The organism is Pseudomonas sp. TH06 (assembly GCF_016651305.1).
Lineage (GTDB): Bacteria > Pseudomonadota > Gammaproteobacteria > Pseudomonadales > Pseudomonadaceae > Aquipseudomonas.
In genome coordinates this window covers 3385839-3402721 of the sequence record NZ_JAEKEC010000001.1, presented here as the reverse complement: position 1 = coordinate 3402721, position 16883 = coordinate 3385839, and the positions used below count along the sequence as shown (strand labels likewise).

Below are 16883 nucleotides of genomic sequence, written 5' to 3'. Positions count from 1 at the left end.
TCCAATATTTTAGTTAGAGAGAGTTCGATTCCAGCAACTTTTTCAGATACTGGCCATAGCCAGTCTTCTTCAATGCTTCAGCTTGCTCAGCCAACTGCTCGTCCGTGATCCAACCGTTGTTAAAGGCGATTTCTTCCAAACAAGCAACCTTCAATCCCTGACGATGTTCTATCGTATGAACAAAATGACTAGCCTCCAGTAGCGAGTCATGGGTACCAGTATCCAGCCAGGCAAAGCCGCGCCCCAGCATTTCGACGCTCAGGGCCTTCTTCTCAAGATAAGCCCGATTGACATCCGTGATCTCCAGTTCACCGCGCTCAGAAGGTTTTATGCTCTTGGCAATCTCAACAACCTGATTGTCGTAAAAATACAACCCCGTCACTGCGTAGCTGGACTTCGGCTTAAGCGGCTTCTCTTCGATACTCAATGCGCAACCCGAAGCGTCAAACTCAACGACGCCAAATCGTTCCGGATCTGACACATGATAACCGAAGACTGTCGCACCATGCTTCTGACTGCTCGCGGATCGTAAATTATCCGAGAAGTGCTGACCGTAGAAAATATTGTCGCCCAAGATCAAGCAGCATGGATCCTTGCCAATAAACTCTTCACCAATAATGAATGCTTGAGCCAAGCCATCCGGGGAAGGCTGTTCAGCATAGGTCAACTCGATGCCGTATCGACTTCCATCACCGAGCAGCTTACGAAAATTAGGCAAATCCTCTGGAGTCGAGATGATCAATATCTCTCTCATACCAGCGAGCATCAGTACCGAAAGCGGATAAAAAATCATTGGCTTGTCGTAGATAGGCAACATTTGCTTGGACACACCCAGAGTAAGCGGATGCAAGCGCGTTCCCGAACCGCCAGCCAAGATAATTCCCTTACGATTGATATTGATCATTTGTTAAAGACTTCCATAAGCATTCTATTTACGCCACTCTGCCAATCCGGCAAGTGCAAGGAAAAATTATTTCGGAGCTTTGCGGTATTCAAACGCGAATTCAAAGGTCGGCGGGCTGGTGTTGGATAAGCACTTGACTCGATAGGCTCTACCGTTTTCACCATCATTGTTTCGCCGCGATCTCTCGCAAACTCAATGACATGAGAAGCATAGCCGTGCCATGAAACTTCACCAGCCGCAACCAAATGATAAATACCGCATAATTGCGGCGACTTTTGCACCTGCAGAATGGCATGCGCGGTCACATCCGCAATCAAGTCACTTCCCGTAGGAGCCCCAACCTGATCAAAAATCACACTTAGACTCTCTCGCTCCCTGGCAAGCCTTAGCATGGTTTTTGCAAAGTTGTTCCCCCAAGTCGAGTAGACCCAACTTGTCCGAAAAATCAGATGCCTACAACCAGAAGCAATAATAGCTCGCTCACCCTCAAGCTTGCTGAGTCCATACTGATTCGCAGGTACGGCACTGTCACCCTCTCGCCACGGGCTTATACCCTGACCACTGAACACGTAATCTGTAGAGTAGTGGACCAACAGGGCATCCAACGATTTCGCCTCTTCAGCCATCACCTTGCTCGCCTGAGCATTTACCAGGAAAGCCAGATCGCTGTCGGATTCCGCTTTATCTACTCCGTTGTAAGCTGCCGCATTCACAATCACATCAGGTTTGACATGACGAATAGTTGCGCGAAGTGCAACAAGATCTGTTAAATCACCCTTAAGACCTTCCTCTGAAACACCTCGACCAAGAGCAATCAGCTCGCCCAGCGGCGCCAGGGAGCGCTGAAGCTCCCAACCCACCTGACCGTTTTTTCCCAGTAAAAGAACTCTCATGTTTTCTTAGAGCGATCGCTGTAATTCTGATCAATCCACTGCTGGTAGCTGCCACTCTTCACGTGCTCAACCCACTCAGTGTTATTCAGGTACCACTCGACCGTCTTGCGAATACCGGTCTCAAAGGTTTCCTCAGGAGTCCAATCGAGTTCGCGCTGAATCTTGCTCGCGTCGATTGCATAGCGCTGATCATGGCCAGGACGATCCTGCACGTAAGTAATCAGACTGGCGTGAGGAAGGTGCATTGAATCCGGACGCAATTCATCGAGTAGCGCACAGAGAGTATTCACGACTTCGATGTTTTGTTTTTCATTGTGACCACCAATATTGTAGGTCTCGCCGATCACACCTTCAGTGACGACTTTGTACAACGCACGGGCGTGGTCCTCCACATAGAGCCAGTCACGTACCTGATTGCCTTTGCCGTAAACTGGGAGCGCCTTGCCTTCCAGCGCATTGAGAATGATCAAAGGAATCAGCTTCTCAGGAAAATGGCATGGGCCGTAGTTGTTAGAACAGTTGGTTACCAGGGTTGGCAAGCCGTAGGTGCGAGCCCAGGCACGGACCAAGTGATCGGAACTGGCTTTACTGGCCGAATAAGGCGAACTTGGTTGATACGGAGTGGTTTCCGTGAAGAGATCTTCTGGCCCTTCCAGGTCGCCGTAAACCTCATCGGTCGAAATGTGGTGAAAGCGGAAGCCGGCTTTACGTACATCCTTCAGCGCCGACCAGTAGTGGCGCGCTGCTTCCAGCAAGGTGTACGTGCCGATAATGTTGGTCTGGACGAATTCTGAAGGGCCAGAAATAGAGCGATCGACGTGAGACTCAGCGGCAAGGTGCATGATCGCATCCGGTTGATGCTCACGCAGAACACGGTCGACTTGATCACGGTCACAGATATCAACGCGCTCGAAAACATAGCGCGAACTCTGGCTAACTTCAGCCAAGGACTCCAGGTTACCGGCGTAAGTCAGCTTATCGACGTTAACGACAGAGTCGGTTGTATTGGAGATGATGTGACGGATGACTGCCGAGCCGATAAACCCGGCGCCGCCGGTAACTAGAATTTTCACGCTAAACCATACCCTTGAGCTGCGGACAGCGCCATCAAAGAGCGCAGTCTAATCCATGAATGCAGAAGCCATCAGACATGATGGGTTCCATCGGAGTCAGTCTAAATCGACATGCTGCATATGCATTGTCGAACAAGGGTTGCATTTTACAGCTTAACGAACGTTTTACTAATGGATATAAACGGCCAGAGACGCAATTCGACAGATGCCCCGCACCTGTTGCGTTCAGACGAGGCGCTTGCGTACCGCTCGGGACGAACGCCCCAGAAACCAGCCAAGCGCCGGCCCAATCAGCATACCGATGAGCAACGTCAAAACCACAACAAGTGAAAGCGGCAACTGCGGAGCAGACAAACCCAGAAACAATAACGATACCGATTGCTGATTCTCGAGCACAAACACCAGAATCACCAGCACCAGTAATAGAATAAAAACGCCTAGAAGTATGCGTTTGAGGTTACGCATAAGTAACTCCCCGAGAGATAGCGACTGTCAAACCCCCTCCTCCTCTTCCTCATTCACCCGGTCACGCAGCTCTTTACCCGGCTTGAAATGCGGAACGAATTTACCGTCAAGACTGACAGACTGACCGGTCTTGGGATTGCGCCCGACGCGCGGCGCACGATAGTGCAAGGAAAAGCTGCCAAACCCGCGGATCTCGATACGATCCCCCGTGGCCAGACATTGGGACATTTGTTCAAGCATGGTCTTGATGGCCAGTTCCACATCCTTGGATGAGAGCAGCCCTTGATGGGTGACAATTCGTTCGATCAACTCCGACTTCGTCATATTTTTCCCTTCTTTTTCAAGCAGCTAGATCAGCGCTTGAAAGGTTTTAGCACGCCCGGAAGATTTTGAACAGCCCAGGGATTGACATATCTTCCTCGGCGTCGAAACGCCCATTTTGAGGGCATCAAGTCACCACACAGGGTGAGCTCACACTCAACGGCACATCACCAGCATGGTTCGCGTCACGTAGCCTGCCGGATTGAAGCCAAAGGGAAACTCATCCTCATCCTTGGCCTCATCCGATCGCGTCACCACTTTGTAACCGGCACCCTTGCACTCCTTGGCAGCGCGCTTCTGGCATTTATCCCAACCGGAACCCAACCCCGAACAATCGATCTCTATGCCACTGACGCCACGCACAGCATGGGTCTTGGCACTGGTGGTACAACCCGCCAAAACCACCACAGCCAGGAGGACGATAAACTTCTTCATTCACTTCCTTATGCCAGGCAAAGCCCGACTACCTCACACTTAAGATCTAGCTTAGTCGTGAATAGGCGATTGATCCGATTAAAGAAACAGACCACCCCGGAAATGGATTGGTTTCACACACCAACCGATTCGCGGAAATAAACCTCACATCTCGGCAAATCGCAGGCACAAAAAAGGGCGACCGAAGTCGCCCTTTTTATTACCCAATCAGAACTTAGTTCTGTTTGGCCGCCATTGCTTGGCGCAGCAGGCCAGCCATGGTGGTGTCAGCAACAGTGCCTTCCGTAGTAGCTTCTTTCAGGCTCTGGATAGCTTCTTTCTCTTCAGCATCGTCTTTCGATTTGATCGACAGCTGAATTACGCGGCTCTTACGATCAACGCTAATGATCTTGGCTTCTACTTCCTGACCTTCTTTCAGAACGTTGCGCGCGTCTTCAACGCGGTCACGGCTGATTTCGGAGGCTTTCAGAGTCGCTTCGATATCGTCGGCCAGAACGATGATGGCGCCTTTGGCGTCAACTTCTTTCACGGTGCCAGTAACGATTGCGCCTTTGTCGTTAACCGAGACGTACTCGGAGAACGGATCGCTTTCCAGCTGCTTGATACCCAGGGAGATACGCTCGCGCTCTGGGTCAACCGACAGGATAACGGTGTCCAGCTCGTCGCCCTTCTTGAAACGACGAACAGCTTCTTCGCCAACTTCGTTCCAGGAGATGTCGGACAGGTGAACCAGACCGTCGATGCCGCCGTCCAGACCAATGAAGATACCGAAATCGGTGATCGACTTGATGGTGCCGGAGATTTTATCGCCCTTGTTGAACTGGCCAGAGAAATCTTCCCATGGGTTAGATTTGCACTGCTTGATGCCCAGGGAGATGCGACGACGCTCTTCGTCGATGTCCAGAACCATAACTTCCACTTCGTCGCCGACTTGTACGACTTTCGAAGGGTGGATGTTCTTGTTGGTCCAGTCCATTTCCGAAACGTGTACCAGACCTTCAACGCCTTCTTCCAGCTCAGCGAAGCAGCCGTAGTCGGTCAGGTTGGTTACACGAGCGGTAACGCGAGTGCTTTCTGGGTAACGGGCTTTGATAGCAACCCATGGATCTTCGCCCAGTTGCTTCAGGCCCAGGGAAACACGGTTGCGTTCGCGATCGTATTTCAGAACCTTAACGTCGATTTCGTCACCAACGTTGACGATCTCGGAAGGATGCTTGATGCGCTTCCAGGCCATGTCGGTGATGTGCAGCAGGCCGTCCACGCCACCCAGATCGACGAATGCGCCGTAATCGGTGAGGTTTTTGACGATACCTTTGACTTGCTGGCCTTCCTGCAGGGATTCCAGCAGAGCTTCACGCTCGGCGGAGTTCTCGGCTTCCAGGACGCTGCGACGGGAAACGACAACGTTGTTGCGCTTCTGATCCAGCTTGATGACCTTGAATTCCAGCTCTTTGCCTTCCAGGTGCGTGGTGTCGCGCACTGGACGGACGTCAACCAGGGAACCTGGCAGGAACGCACGGATGCCGTTAACGTCGACAGTGAAGCCGCCTTTAACCTTACCGTTGATAACGCCCTTGACCACTTCCTCAGCTGCGAAGGCTGCTTCCAGAACGATCCAGCACTCAGCGCGCTTGGCTTTTTCACGGGACAGCTTGGTTTCACCGAAACCGTCTTCAACCGAGTCCAGAGCAACGTGAACTTCGTCACCGACATTGATAGTCAGATCGCCAGCGTCGTTGTAGAACTGCTCAAGCGGGATGAGTGCTTCAGACTTCAGGCCAGCGTGAACGGTTACCCAGCGAGCTTGGTAATCGATATCAACGATAACACCGGTGATGATGGAGCCTGCCTGAAGGTTCAGGGTTTTTAGGCTTTCTTCAAAGAGTTCCGCAAAGCTTTCGCTCATTTTAATTCCTGTAAATGAGGGCGAAGGATACGCCCATCTCCACACCCCAGACGGTGTGGGTTAGTTTCATATAGAAGAAGCGCTGCAGGACTATGACTGGTCCCCTGCGGCCTTCTTGGTCACCCGGCGATATCGCGAATGGCGATCTCGCTCATGATGCGTTCAAGCACCTGATCGATGGACAACTCCGTGGAATCCAGCTGTATGGCGTCAGCCGCCGGTTTAAGCGGGGCTACCGCTCGCTGGGTGTCACGCTCGTCGCGCGCACGGATCTCATCTAGCAGACTCGACAGACTAACACCCTCGACTTTGCCCTTCAACTGCAAATATCGACGGCGCGCCCGTTCCTCGGCACTGGCCGTGAGAAAAATCTTCAACGGCGCACCAGGAAAAACCACCGTACCCATGTCGCGACCATCTGCGACCAGGCCCGGCGCTTCCTGAAATGCACGCTGGCGCTGCAGCAGCGCCTCGCGCACGGCCGGCAATGCCGCCACTTGCGAGGCGCCGGAACCGACGCTTTCAGTGCGAATGACATCGCTGACTTCATCACCTTCCAGAATGATTCGTTGCAACTGACCGTCGGTCGCCGCAATGAACTGAACATCCAGATGAGCGGCAAGTTTCTTCAGCAACTCTTCATTGGTCAGGTCGACACCATGGTTGTGCGCAGCAAACGCGAGCAAACGGTAAAGCGCACCGGAATCCAGCAGATTCCAGCCCAGACGCTTGGCCAGAATCCCGGCGACGGTGCCTTTGCCCGAGCCGCTTGGCCCATCAATAGTGATGACCGGTGCAATGTTCTTCACGACTGAGCCTCTTGTGCCACACGAATACCGACCTGCCCGCACAACGCGAGGAAGTTCGGGAACGACGTCGCGACGTTGGCGCAATCATGGATGCGGATCGGCGCAGTGGCGCGCAAGGACGCAACACTGAAGGCCATCGCGATACGGTGATCGCCGTGACCATGCACTTCGCCGCCACCAATCTGGCCGCCGTCGATGATGATGCCGTCCGGCGTCGGCTGGCATTTGACGCCCAGCGCCAACAGACCGTCCGCCATCACCTGAATACGATCCGATTCCTTGACCCGCAGTTCTTCGGCGCCGGTCAGCACGGTGCGCCCTTCGGCACAGGCAGCGGCCACGAACAGCACCGGGAATTCGTCGATGGCCAATGGAACCAGCGCTTCCGGAATCTCGATACCTTTGAGTTTAGCTGCCCGCACGCGCAGGTCAGCCACAGGTTCGCCGCCGACTTCACGCTGGTTTTCCAGGGTGATGTCCGCGCCCATCAGACGCAGGATGTCGATGACACCGGTACGGGTCGGGTTGATGCCGACGTGCTCAAGTACCAGCTCTGAACCTTCAGCGATAGAAGCAGCCACGAGGAAGAACGCCGACGAAGATATGTCGCCAGGCACTTCGATATGAGTAGCTGTCAGCTTGCCGCCGGACTCGACCGAAGCCGTCGCACCATCGACGCTCACCGAATAGCCGAAACCACGCAGCATGCGCTCGGTATGGTCACGGGTCGGTGCCGGTTCGGTAACGGTGGTCTTGCCTTCGGCATACAGACCGGCGAGCAGCAGGCAGGATTTCACCTGAGCACTGGCCATCGGCATCGTGTAGGTCAGGCCTTTGAGCTTGTGGCCGCCACGAATGATCATCGGCGGACGACCTTCAGCGGCAGTTTCGATCACTGCGCCCATTTCACGCAATGGATTGGCCACGCGATTCATCGGACGTTTGGACAGCGACGCATCACCCGTCAGGGTGCTGTCGAAGTTCTGCGCAGCCAACAGGCCGGACAGCAGACGCATCGAGGTCCCGGAGTTACCCAGATAGATCGGGCCCGGCGCAGGTTTCAGGCCGTGCAGGCCAACACCGTGAATGGTTACGCGGCCGTGGTGCGGGCCTTCGATGACCACGCCCATGTCGCGGAATGCCTGCAAGGTTGCCAGGGCGTCTTCGCCCTCAAGGAAACCTTCGACTTCGGTGACGCCTTCGGCCAGCGAGCCGAGCATGATCGAACGGTGGGAAATCGATTTGTCACCCGGTACGCGAATCCGACCGGACAGGCGGCCACCAGGTTGAGCCAGGAAGATCAGATCGTTGGAATTCATAGCGTCCACATAGGCCCTGCGGGCCAGGATTTTACTGAAATGCTCGCGGGCAACCCGGGCGCGAGTGAAAACGCCCAACAATTGGTGCCCATCCCCTGCATCGACCGCGTCGCGCAAGGCGTCGAGGTCACTGCGAAATGTATCGAGTGTGCGCAGGACAGCCTCGCGGTTGGCGAGGAAGATGTCGTGCCACATCACCGGGTCGCTTCCGGCGATTCTTGTGAAATCGCGGAAACCACCGGCAGCGTAACGGAAGATCTCAAGATTTTCATTGCGCTTGGCCAACGAGTCGACCAGACCGAACGCCAGCAGGTGCGGCAAATGACTGGTTGCAGCGAGGACTTCGTCGTGACGCTCGACCTGCATGTGCTCGACATCGGCACCCAGTTCACGCCACAGACGATCAACCACGGCCAGTGCAGCCGGATCGGTTTGCTCAAGTGGCGTCAGGATCACTTTATGACGACGAAACAGTTCGGCATTGGAGGCTTCCACCCCGCTCTGCTCGGAACCGGCAATCGGATGGCCCGGCACGAAGCGCGTCGGCATGCCGCCAAACGCTTCGGTTGCTGCGCGCACCACATTGCCTTTGGCGCTGCCGACATCGGTCAGAATCGCCTGCCCCAGATCCATGCTCGCCAGACGCGCGAGCACTTTTTCCATCGCCAGAATCGGCACCGCCAACTGAATCACGTCCGCGCCCTGGCAGGCTGCCACCAGGTCGTCTTCACAGCGATCCACCACACCCAACTCGACCGCCAGCTTGCGCGATTGCGGATCGAGATCGACCCCGACCACTTCGCGGCATAGGCCACTTTCACGCAAGCCTTTGGCAAACGAACCACCGATCAACCCCAGACCGACCACTACAAGGCGACCGATCATAGGTGCAGCAGATTGCAGAGCAGTGACATCACCCACGAGCCAGAACCTTGCGCAGCGCTTCAAGGAAGCGGCTGTTTTCCGCCGGCAGACCGATCGTCACCCGCAGGTGATTCGGCATGCCGTAGTTGGCCACCGGACGTACGATCACGCCTTCACGCAGCAGGCCCTGGAATACCGGAGCGGCTACCTGAGCGAGATCGACACAGATGAAGTTGCCTTTGGATTCGATCCAGCTCAGACCCAACTCACGGAAACCGGCTTGCAACTGCTGCATGCCCGACTCGTTGAGCTGACGGCTTTGCGCCAGATATTCTTCATCCTTCAGCGCCGCACAGGCCGCAGCCAAAGCCAGGCTGTTGACGTTGAATGGCTGACGAACGCGGTTCAGCACATCAGCCACGACTGGCGTAGACAGACCATAGCCGACGCGCAAAGCCGCCAGACCGTAGGCTTTGGAGAAGGTGCGCGAAACCAGCAGGTTCGGATAAGCCGCGAGGAAGTCCAGACCGTCCGGCAAGTCGCTGCCTTCGGCGTACTCGATGTAGGCCTCGTCCAGCACCACCAGCACATGCTCCGGTACATCCTGCAGGAACTCGTCCAGCGCTTCGGCGCCGAACCAGGTGCCGGTCGGGTTGTTCGGGTTAGCGATGAAGACTACACGGGTGTTGGCATCAATGGCCGCGAGCATTGCAGGCAGATCGTGCCCCCAATCCTTCGCCGGCACCACTTTGGCCTCGGCGCCGACTGCCTGAGTGGCAATCGGGTACACGGCGAACGCGTGCTCGCTGAATACGGCATTCAGACCCGGCGCCAGATAGGCGCGCGCCACCAGCTCAAGAATGTCGTTGGAGCCGTTGCCCAGAGTGACCTGATTCAGTTCGACACGGCACTGCTCGGCCAGCAAGGATTTCAGCGCGAAACCGTTACCGTCCGGATAGCGGGTCAGCTCGGCCAGTTCTTCACGGATCGCCGCCAAGGCTTTCGGACTCGCGCCCAGCGGGTTTTCATTGCTCGCCAGTTTGACGATTTTTGCCGGATCCAGATCCAGCTCGCGTGCCAGTTCATCCACAGGCTTGCCCGGAACGTACGGCGAAAGTTGTTGCACGCCCGGCTGTGCCAGAGCGAGGAAATTGCCACTCATTACTACCGCCCCTTACAGAACTGCTTTCGGGTAGGAACCCAGCACTTTGAGTGCTACTGCTTCCTGACTGATCTTCTCCAATACACCCTTGATCAAGGGATCACGGTGATGGCCGACGAAGTCGATGAAGAACACGTAAGTCCATTTGCCGCTGCGCGACGGACGGGTTTCGATTCGGGTCAGGTCGATGCCATTGTCATGGAACGGCACCAGCAGCTCGTGAAGCGCGCCGGGTTTGTTGCTCATCGACACGATGATCGAGGTCTTGTCGTCGCCGGTCGGCGGCACTTCCTGGTTACCGATCATCAGGAAGCGCGTGGAGTTGTCCGGGCGATCTTCGATCTTCTCGGCCAGACGAGTCAGGCCGTACAGCCCGGCCGCCATGTCACCGGCAATTGCCGCCGAATTCCACTCACCCTTGACCCGTTTGGCCGCTTCGGCGTTGCTCGACACCGCGACGCGCTCGACATTCGGGTAATGCGCGTCCAGCCACTTGCGGCACTGGGCCAGCGACTGCGCATGGGAATAGATGCGGCTGATGCTGTCGGTCTTGGTGTTTTCACCGACCAACAGGTGATGGTGGATACGCAGTTCGACTTCGCCGCAGATCACCATGTCGTGTTCAAGGAAGCTATCCAGCGTGTGGTTGACCGCGCCTTCGGTGGAGTTCTCCACCGGGACCACGCCAAAGTTCACCGCACCGGCGGCCACTTCACGGAACACTTCGTCGATCGCCGCCATTGGCTTGCTGATCACCGCGTGACCAAAGTGCTTCATGGCCGCCGCCTGGGTGAACGTGCCTTCAGGGCCGAGATAAGCCACTTTCAGCGGCTGCTCCAGCGCCAGGCAGGAAGACATGATTTCGCGGAACAGCCGCGCCATCTCTTCGTTGCCCAATGGCCCCTGATTGCGCTCCATCACGCGCTTGAGCACCTGAGCTTCACGCTCGGGACGATAGAACACCGGCACTTCGCCTTCGGCCAGCGAGGCCATCTTTACTCGCGCGACTTCCTGGGCGCAACGCGCACGCTCACTGATCAGCTCCATGACTTTAGTGTCCAGAGCGTCAATGCGAACGCGCAGTGCCTTGAGTTCTTGCTCGGACATCAGCCGTGTTCCTTCTCGAATTCAGCCATGTACGCCACCAGCGCATTGACGGCGGTGATGTCGACGGCGTTGTAGATGGAGGCGCGCATGCCGCCCACGGAGCGGTGGCCCTTGAGGTTGAGCAGACCGCGCTCGTCGGCACCGGCGAGGAACGGTTTGTCCAGACGGTCATCAGCCAAGCGAAACGGCACGTTCATCCACGAGCGATCCGACTTGTTGATCGGGTTGCTATAGAGACCGCTGGCGTCAATGAAGCCATACAGCGTGCGCTGTTTGACGTCGTTGAGTTTGGCGATGGCTTCGACGCCACCCTGCTCTTTCAGCCACTGGAACACCAGACCGGAAAGGTACCAGGCCAGCGTCGGCGGGGTGTTGTACATCGAGCCATTGTCGGCCGCGACCTTGTAATCGAGCATGGTCGGGCACAGCGAACGCGCCTTGCCGAGCAAGTCTTCGCGGATGATGTTGACGACGATGCCGCTCGGGCCGATGTTTTTCTGCGCACCAGCGTAGATCATGCCGAAACGCGAGATATCGACCGGGCGCGACAAAATGTCGGAGGACATGTCAGCCACCAGCGGTACGTCGCCGGTTTCCGGGATCCACTGGAATTCCAGACCGCCGATGGTTTCGTTCGGCGCGTAGTGAACGTAAGCGGCGTCTTTCGACAGGTTCCACTCGTTCTGGCCCGGAATGGCGAAATAGTCGTAAGGCTTGGCAGTAGCGGCAACGTTGACGCGGCCGTAGCGCGACGCTTCTTCGATGGCTTTCTGCGACCAGATACCGGTGTCGATGTAGTCGGCCGAACCGCCTTCAGGCAACAGGTTCAGCGGGATCTGCGCAAACTGCTGGCTGGCGCCACCTTGCAGAAACAGCACTTTGTAGTTCGAAGGGATATTCAGCAGGTCACGCAGATCCTGCTCGGCCTGGGTCGCGATGGACACGAACTCATCGCTGCGATGGCTCATTTCCATGACCGACAGGCCCTTGCCGTGCCAGTCAAGGAGTTCACCCTGGGCGCGTTGCAGGACAGCTTCGGGAAGCGCCGCAGGGCCGGCGCAGAAGTTATAGGCTCGCTTGCTCACATCCAATCTCGCTCTGATTTGGTGATATCACGCATTAAATCGTATCGACCGTCGACACTGGAACGGCGATGAAACGCTTTCCAGTGTAGGAGTGAGCCTGCTCGCGATAACGGTGTGTCAGATAAAGATTCGCTGACTGGCACACCGCTATCGCGAGCAGGCTCACTCCTACAGGGGATCTCCTTGCCTGACGATGTTTCATACCGGACAAATAACAAGGGGGCGAATTCTCATCCGCCCCCTCGCTTGTCCGCTTATTCTTGCGGTTCTTCGTCTGCTGCGGCGTCGAGCTGCTGGTCTTCGGCAGCATCGTCAATCACGACATTGCCTTCGAACTCCTCGCCCTCTTCACCTTCAAGCTCTTCACCTTCGACCTCCGAAGGCTCCTGAACCCGCTCCAGGCCGACCAGGGTTTCATCCTTGGCCAGTTTGATCAGCGTGACACCTTGCGTGTTACGACCCAGGCTCGACACTTCGTCGACACGGGTCCGCACCAGAGTGCCCTGATCGGAGATCAGCATGATTTCTTCGCCATCCTGCACCTGAACCGCGCCGACCAGACGGCCGTTACGCTCGTTGCTGACCATGGCGATAACGCCTTGGCCGCCACGCTTGTACTCAGGGAACTCGGTGATGGCAGTACGCTTGCCATAACCACGCTCGGAAGCAGTGAGGATCTCGCTGCCTTCTTCCGGAATCAGCATGGAGATCAGCTTCTGCCCTTCTGGCAGACGCATACCACGCACACCGCGGGCGGTACGGCCCATGGCGCGAACTTCGGATTCCTTGAAGCGAGTCACCTTGCCACCGTCGGAGAACAGCATGATTTCCTGCTCGCCATCGGTGATGGCAGCGGAGATCAGGATGTCGCCTTCGTCCAGCTCCAGAGCGATCAGACCGACGCTGCGCTGACGGCTGAAGGCCACCAGCGGAGTCTTCTTGACCGTACCGTTGGCAGTCGACATGAAGATGAACGGTGCCTTCTTGCGGTCGGCAGCCTTGATGCGCGCACGGCGCTCTTCGTCGGTTTCGTTGCTGTTTTCGATTTCTTCTACGTCAGCCTCAACGCCTTCGGCCTCTTCTTCTTCAGCCTGACGCTTCATGGCTTCGAGATCGACCGGCAGCATGGTGGTGATGTATTCACCTTCGCTCAATGGCAAGAGGTTGACCAGCGGACGACCACGGGCCGCGCGGGACGCTTCCGGAATCTCGTAGGTCTTGAGCCAGTACACCTTGCCCTTGCTGGAGAACAGCAGCAGCGTGGTGTGGCTGTTGGCAACCAGCAGGTGAGCAATGTAATCCTCATCCTTGACGCCGGTGGCCGATTTACCTTTACCGCCACGACGCTGAGCCTGGTACGCAGCCAATGGCTGGGTCTTGGCGTAGCCACCGTGGGAAATGGTCACGACGCGCTCTTCTTCCGGGATCATGTCACCCAGGGTCAGGTCGAGACGGGCATCGAGAATTTCGGTGCGACGCTGATCGCCGTATTCGGCGCGGATCACTTCCAGCTCTTCGCGGATCACTTCCATCAGGCGCACGGCGCTGTTGAGGATGCGGATCAGTTCGCCGATCTGGTTGAGGATCTCTTGATACTCGGCCAGCAGCTTTTCGTGCTCCAGACCGGTCAGACGGTGCAGACGCAGCTCCAGAATGGCTTGCGCCTGTTCTGGTGACAGGAAGTATTTGCCTTCGCGCAGACCGTATTGCGGGTCGAGGTTTTCCGGACGGCACGAATCGGCACCGGCACGTTCAACCATCGCCACTACGGCGGAAGACTCCCACGGCGTGCTGATCAGCGCTTCTTTGGCTTCCGACGGGGTCGGCGAAGCCTTGATCAGGGCAATAACCGGGTCGATGTTCGACAGGGCAACGGCCTGGCCTTCGAGGATGTGGCCACGCTCGCGCGCCTTGCGCAGTTCGAACACGGTACGACGGGTGACGACTTCGCGACGGTGACGAACGAAGGCTTCCAACAGATCCTTGAGGTTAAGGATGCGTGGACGGCCGTCGATCAGCGCAACGATGTTGATGCCGAATACCGATTGCAGTTGGGTCTGGGCGTAGAGGTTGTTGAGGATGACCTCAGGCACTTCGCCGCGACGCAGTTCGATCACGACGCGCATACCGTCCTTGTCGGACTCGTCGCGCAGTTCGGTGATGCCTTCCAGCTTCTTCTCTTTGACCAGCTCGGCGATCTTCTCGATCAGACGCGCCTTGTTCAGCTGATAAGGCAGTTCGGTGATGACGATCTGCTGACGGCCACCGACCTTGTCGATGTCTTCGATGATCGAACGGGCACGCATGTAAATGCGCCCGCGACCGGTACGGTAGGCTTCGATGATACCGGCGCGACCGTTGATGATCGCGGCAGTCGGGAAGTCCGGACCGGGGATGTATTGCATCAGCTCGTCGACGGTCAGCTCAGGGTTGTCGATGAGTGCCAGGCAACCGTCGATGACTTCACCGAGGTTGTGCGGCGGAATGTTGGTCGCCATGCCCACGGCGATACCGCTGGAGCCGTTGACCAGCAGGTTCGGCACGCGCGTCGGCATGACCGCCGGGATCAGTTCGGTGCCGTCGTAGTTCGGCACCCAGTCCACGGTTTCTTTATGCAGGTCAGCGAGCAGCTCGTGCGCCAGTTTGGTCATGCGCACTTCGGTGTATCGCATGGCCGCAGCGTTGTCGCCGTCGACCGAACCGAAGTTGCCCTGACCGTCAACCAGCAGGTAGCGCAGGGAGAAAGGCTGAGCCATGCGGACGATGGTGTCGTACACCGCGGTATCACCGTGCGGGTGATACTTACCGATCACGTCGCCGACAACACGGGCAGATTTCTTGTACGGCTTGTTGAAGTCGTTGCCCAGCTCACTCATCGCGAACAGTACGCGACGGTGCACGGGCTTGAGGCCATCGCGCGCATCCGGCAGTGCACGGCCGACGATTACGCTCATCGCGTAGTCGAGATAGGACTGTTTCAGCTCGTCTTCGATATTGACCGGGAGGATTTCTTTGGCCAGTTCGCCCATGAGAAGCCTGATTCCTTTTTCTGGTGAAACTTCGTCATATCCATGTGGGAGCAACGAAGCTCGTCGGGGCAGGCTGAGTGCCATGCGCCGACTTACGACAAATCAACAATCTGGAGAGTGGATTTGCGCAGTAAAGACAGCTCCGCGGAGCTGCCTCGGAAAACGCCGGATGTTATCACAAAGGCCGCCACGCACCTATCCCCCAGATGCGCATGGAGCATAGTTAGTTGACCGGTGACAGGCTTAACGAGGACGAGAGAGGCTCAGAGCTTCTTTGAATGCAGAATCGGGGCTTGGATTGCGGATGTTTATTGACATTTACGGCCTCATCGCGAGCAGGCTCACTCCTACAGGTTTTGCGTTCGACATAAGACCTGTAGGAGTGAGCCTGCTCGCGATGGCGTCCTTATAGATATCACAGCCAATCAATGCAGGCGTTTGCGGCACATCAACTGGGCCATTTTCGCGGTGTCCGGGCGCTCGACGATGCCCTTTTCGGTGACGATGGCATCGATCAGGTCCGCCGGCGTCACGTCAAACACCGGGTTGAATGCCTCAACATCCGCACCGACGCGTTTGCCGCCAACTTCCAGCAACTCGGCACCGTCACGCTCTTCAATCGGGATGTCATCGCCGCTGGCCAGATTCATGTCGATGGTCGAACTCGGCGCCACCACCATGAAGCGCACGCCGTGGTGCATCGCGTTGACGGCCAGTTGATAGGTGCCGATCTTGTTCGCCACGTCACCGTTGGCCGTGATCCGGTCAGCGCCGACGATCACCCAGGTCACGCCTTTGGTCTTCATGATGTGCGCGGCCGCGGAGTCGGCATTGAGCGTCACGGGAATGCCTTCGTTGGCCAGTTCCCACGCAGTCAGCCGCGAGCCTTGCAGCCATGGACGGGTTTCGTCGGCATAAACGCGCTCGACCATGCCTTCAAGGAACGCCGCGCGAATCACGCCCAGCGCCGTACCGAAACCACCCGTGGCGAGTGCGCCGGTATTACAGTGGGTCAAGATCGCCTGCGCATTGCCTTGATGCTTGCGGATCAGGTCGACGCCCAATTGCGCCATGGTCAGGTTGGCCTCACGGTCGCTTTCATGAATGGCGATGGCTTCCGCTTCCAGCGCGGCCAGCGGATCGGCATGGTCTTTCAGACGATCGAGCCGATCGTGCATGCGACCCAGCGCCCAGAACAGGTTGACCGCGGTCGGACGAGAATCGGCCAGCAGCGCGAAATCCTCTTCCAGCGCCGCGTACCAGTCACCGCCCTCAGCCAATCGCGCACGGGCCGCAAGCACAATGCCATACGCCGCACTGATGCCGATGGCCGGCGCGCCGCGCACCACCATCGAGCGAATCGCTTCAGCCACGCCAGCGGCGCTGGTGTAGGCAATCCAGGTTTCCTCGAACGGCAAAATACGCTGATCCAGCAGGTGGAGCGCGCCATCTCGCCAATCGATGGCCTTCACTTTCTCCGCAGCCAACAGTCGATCGCGCATCCCTCACCC

At 56.9% G+C, this 16883-nt stretch carries 14 protein-coding genes; all 14 read right to left on the bottom strand.

Annotation, left to right across the window (positions count from 1 at the left end; all coding sequences use genetic code 11):
- Positions 1-13: 13 nt before the first annotated feature.
- On the bottom strand, positions 14-904 hold the full coding sequence (rfbA, locus tag JFT86_RS15345) for a glucose-1-phosphate thymidylyltransferase RfbA (RefSeq protein ID WP_201232344.1): 891 nt from the start codon (positions 902-904) through the stop codon (positions 14-16).
- Complete coding sequence (gene rfbD, locus JFT86_RS15340; protein ID WP_201232345.1) at positions 901-1797, bottom strand: dTDP-4-dehydrorhamnose reductase; 897 nt, start codon at positions 1795-1797, stop codon at positions 901-903. The genes rfbA and rfbD overlap by 4 nt, the downstream gene beginning before the upstream one ends.
- Positions 1794-2870 (bottom strand): dTDP-glucose 4,6-dehydratase, encoded by a 1077-nt coding sequence (gene rfbB / locus JFT86_RS15335; protein ID WP_201237311.1) that lies wholly within the window; start codon positions 2868-2870, stop codon positions 1794-1796. Before rfbB ends, rfbD begins: the two co-directional genes overlap by 4 nt.
- Positions 2871-3095: 225 nt before the next feature.
- Complete coding sequence (locus JFT86_RS15330; protein ID WP_201237310.1) at positions 3096-3335, bottom strand: lipopolysaccharide assembly protein LapA domain-containing protein; 240 nt, start codon at positions 3333-3335, stop codon at positions 3096-3098.
- 27 nt (positions 3336-3362) lie between these two features.
- Positions 3363-3659, bottom strand: a complete 297-nt coding sequence (ihfB, locus tag JFT86_RS15325) for an integration host factor subunit beta (protein ID WP_003189779.1) — start codon at positions 3657-3659, stop codon at positions 3363-3365.
- A 153-nt stretch (positions 3660-3812) separates the two neighbouring features.
- Positions 3813-4091: a hypothetical protein gene (locus tag JFT86_RS15320; RefSeq protein WP_201237309.1), complete on the bottom strand. Its 279-nt coding sequence runs from the start codon at positions 4089-4091 to the stop codon at positions 3813-3815.
- Between the two features lie 214 nt (positions 4092-4305).
- Positions 4306-5997, bottom strand: coding sequence for a 30S ribosomal protein S1 (gene rpsA, locus JFT86_RS15315; protein ID WP_201237308.1), 1692 nt, complete (start codon positions 5995-5997; stop codon positions 4306-4308).
- Between the two features lie 119 nt (positions 5998-6116).
- Positions 6117-6806: a (d)CMP kinase gene (gene cmk, locus JFT86_RS15310; RefSeq protein WP_201237307.1), complete on the bottom strand. Its 690-nt coding sequence runs from the start codon at positions 6804-6806 to the stop codon at positions 6117-6119.
- A complete protein-coding gene (locus JFT86_RS15305) occupies positions 6803-9010 on the bottom strand; it encodes a bifunctional prephenate dehydrogenase/3-phosphoshikimate 1-carboxyvinyltransferase (RefSeq protein ID WP_242489551.1) in 2208 nt (735 codons plus the stop codon). The genes cmk and JFT86_RS15305 overlap by 4 nt, the downstream gene beginning before the upstream one ends.
- A gap of 28 nt (positions 9011-9038) precedes the next feature.
- Positions 9039-10151, bottom strand: a complete 1113-nt coding sequence (gene hisC / locus JFT86_RS15300) for a histidinol-phosphate transaminase (protein ID WP_201237305.1) — start codon at positions 10149-10151, stop codon at positions 9039-9041.
- Positions 10152-10163: 12 nt separating this feature from the next.
- Positions 10164-11258: a prephenate dehydratase gene (gene pheA / locus JFT86_RS15295; RefSeq protein WP_007908404.1), complete on the bottom strand. Its 1095-nt coding sequence runs from the start codon at positions 11256-11258 to the stop codon at positions 10164-10166.
- A complete protein-coding gene (gene serC / locus JFT86_RS15290; protein ID WP_201237304.1) occupies positions 11258-12343 on the bottom strand; it encodes a 3-phosphoserine/phosphohydroxythreonine transaminase in 1086 nt (361 codons plus the stop codon). Before serC ends, pheA begins: the two co-directional genes overlap by 1 nt.
- Before the next feature lie 254 nt (positions 12344-12597).
- Positions 12598-15372: a DNA gyrase subunit A gene (gyrA, locus tag JFT86_RS15285; RefSeq protein WP_201237303.1), complete on the bottom strand. Its 2775-nt coding sequence runs from the start codon at positions 15370-15372 to the stop codon at positions 12598-12600.
- A 425-nt stretch (positions 15373-15797) separates the two neighbouring features.
- Positions 15798-16874 carry an S-methyl-5-thioribose-1-phosphate isomerase gene (gene mtnA, locus JFT86_RS15280; protein ID WP_201237302.1) on the bottom strand — a complete coding sequence of 359 codons (1077 nt, stop codon included), beginning with the start codon at positions 16872-16874 and terminating at the stop codon, positions 15798-15800.
- Between the last annotated feature and the right edge of the window lie 9 nt (positions 16875-16883).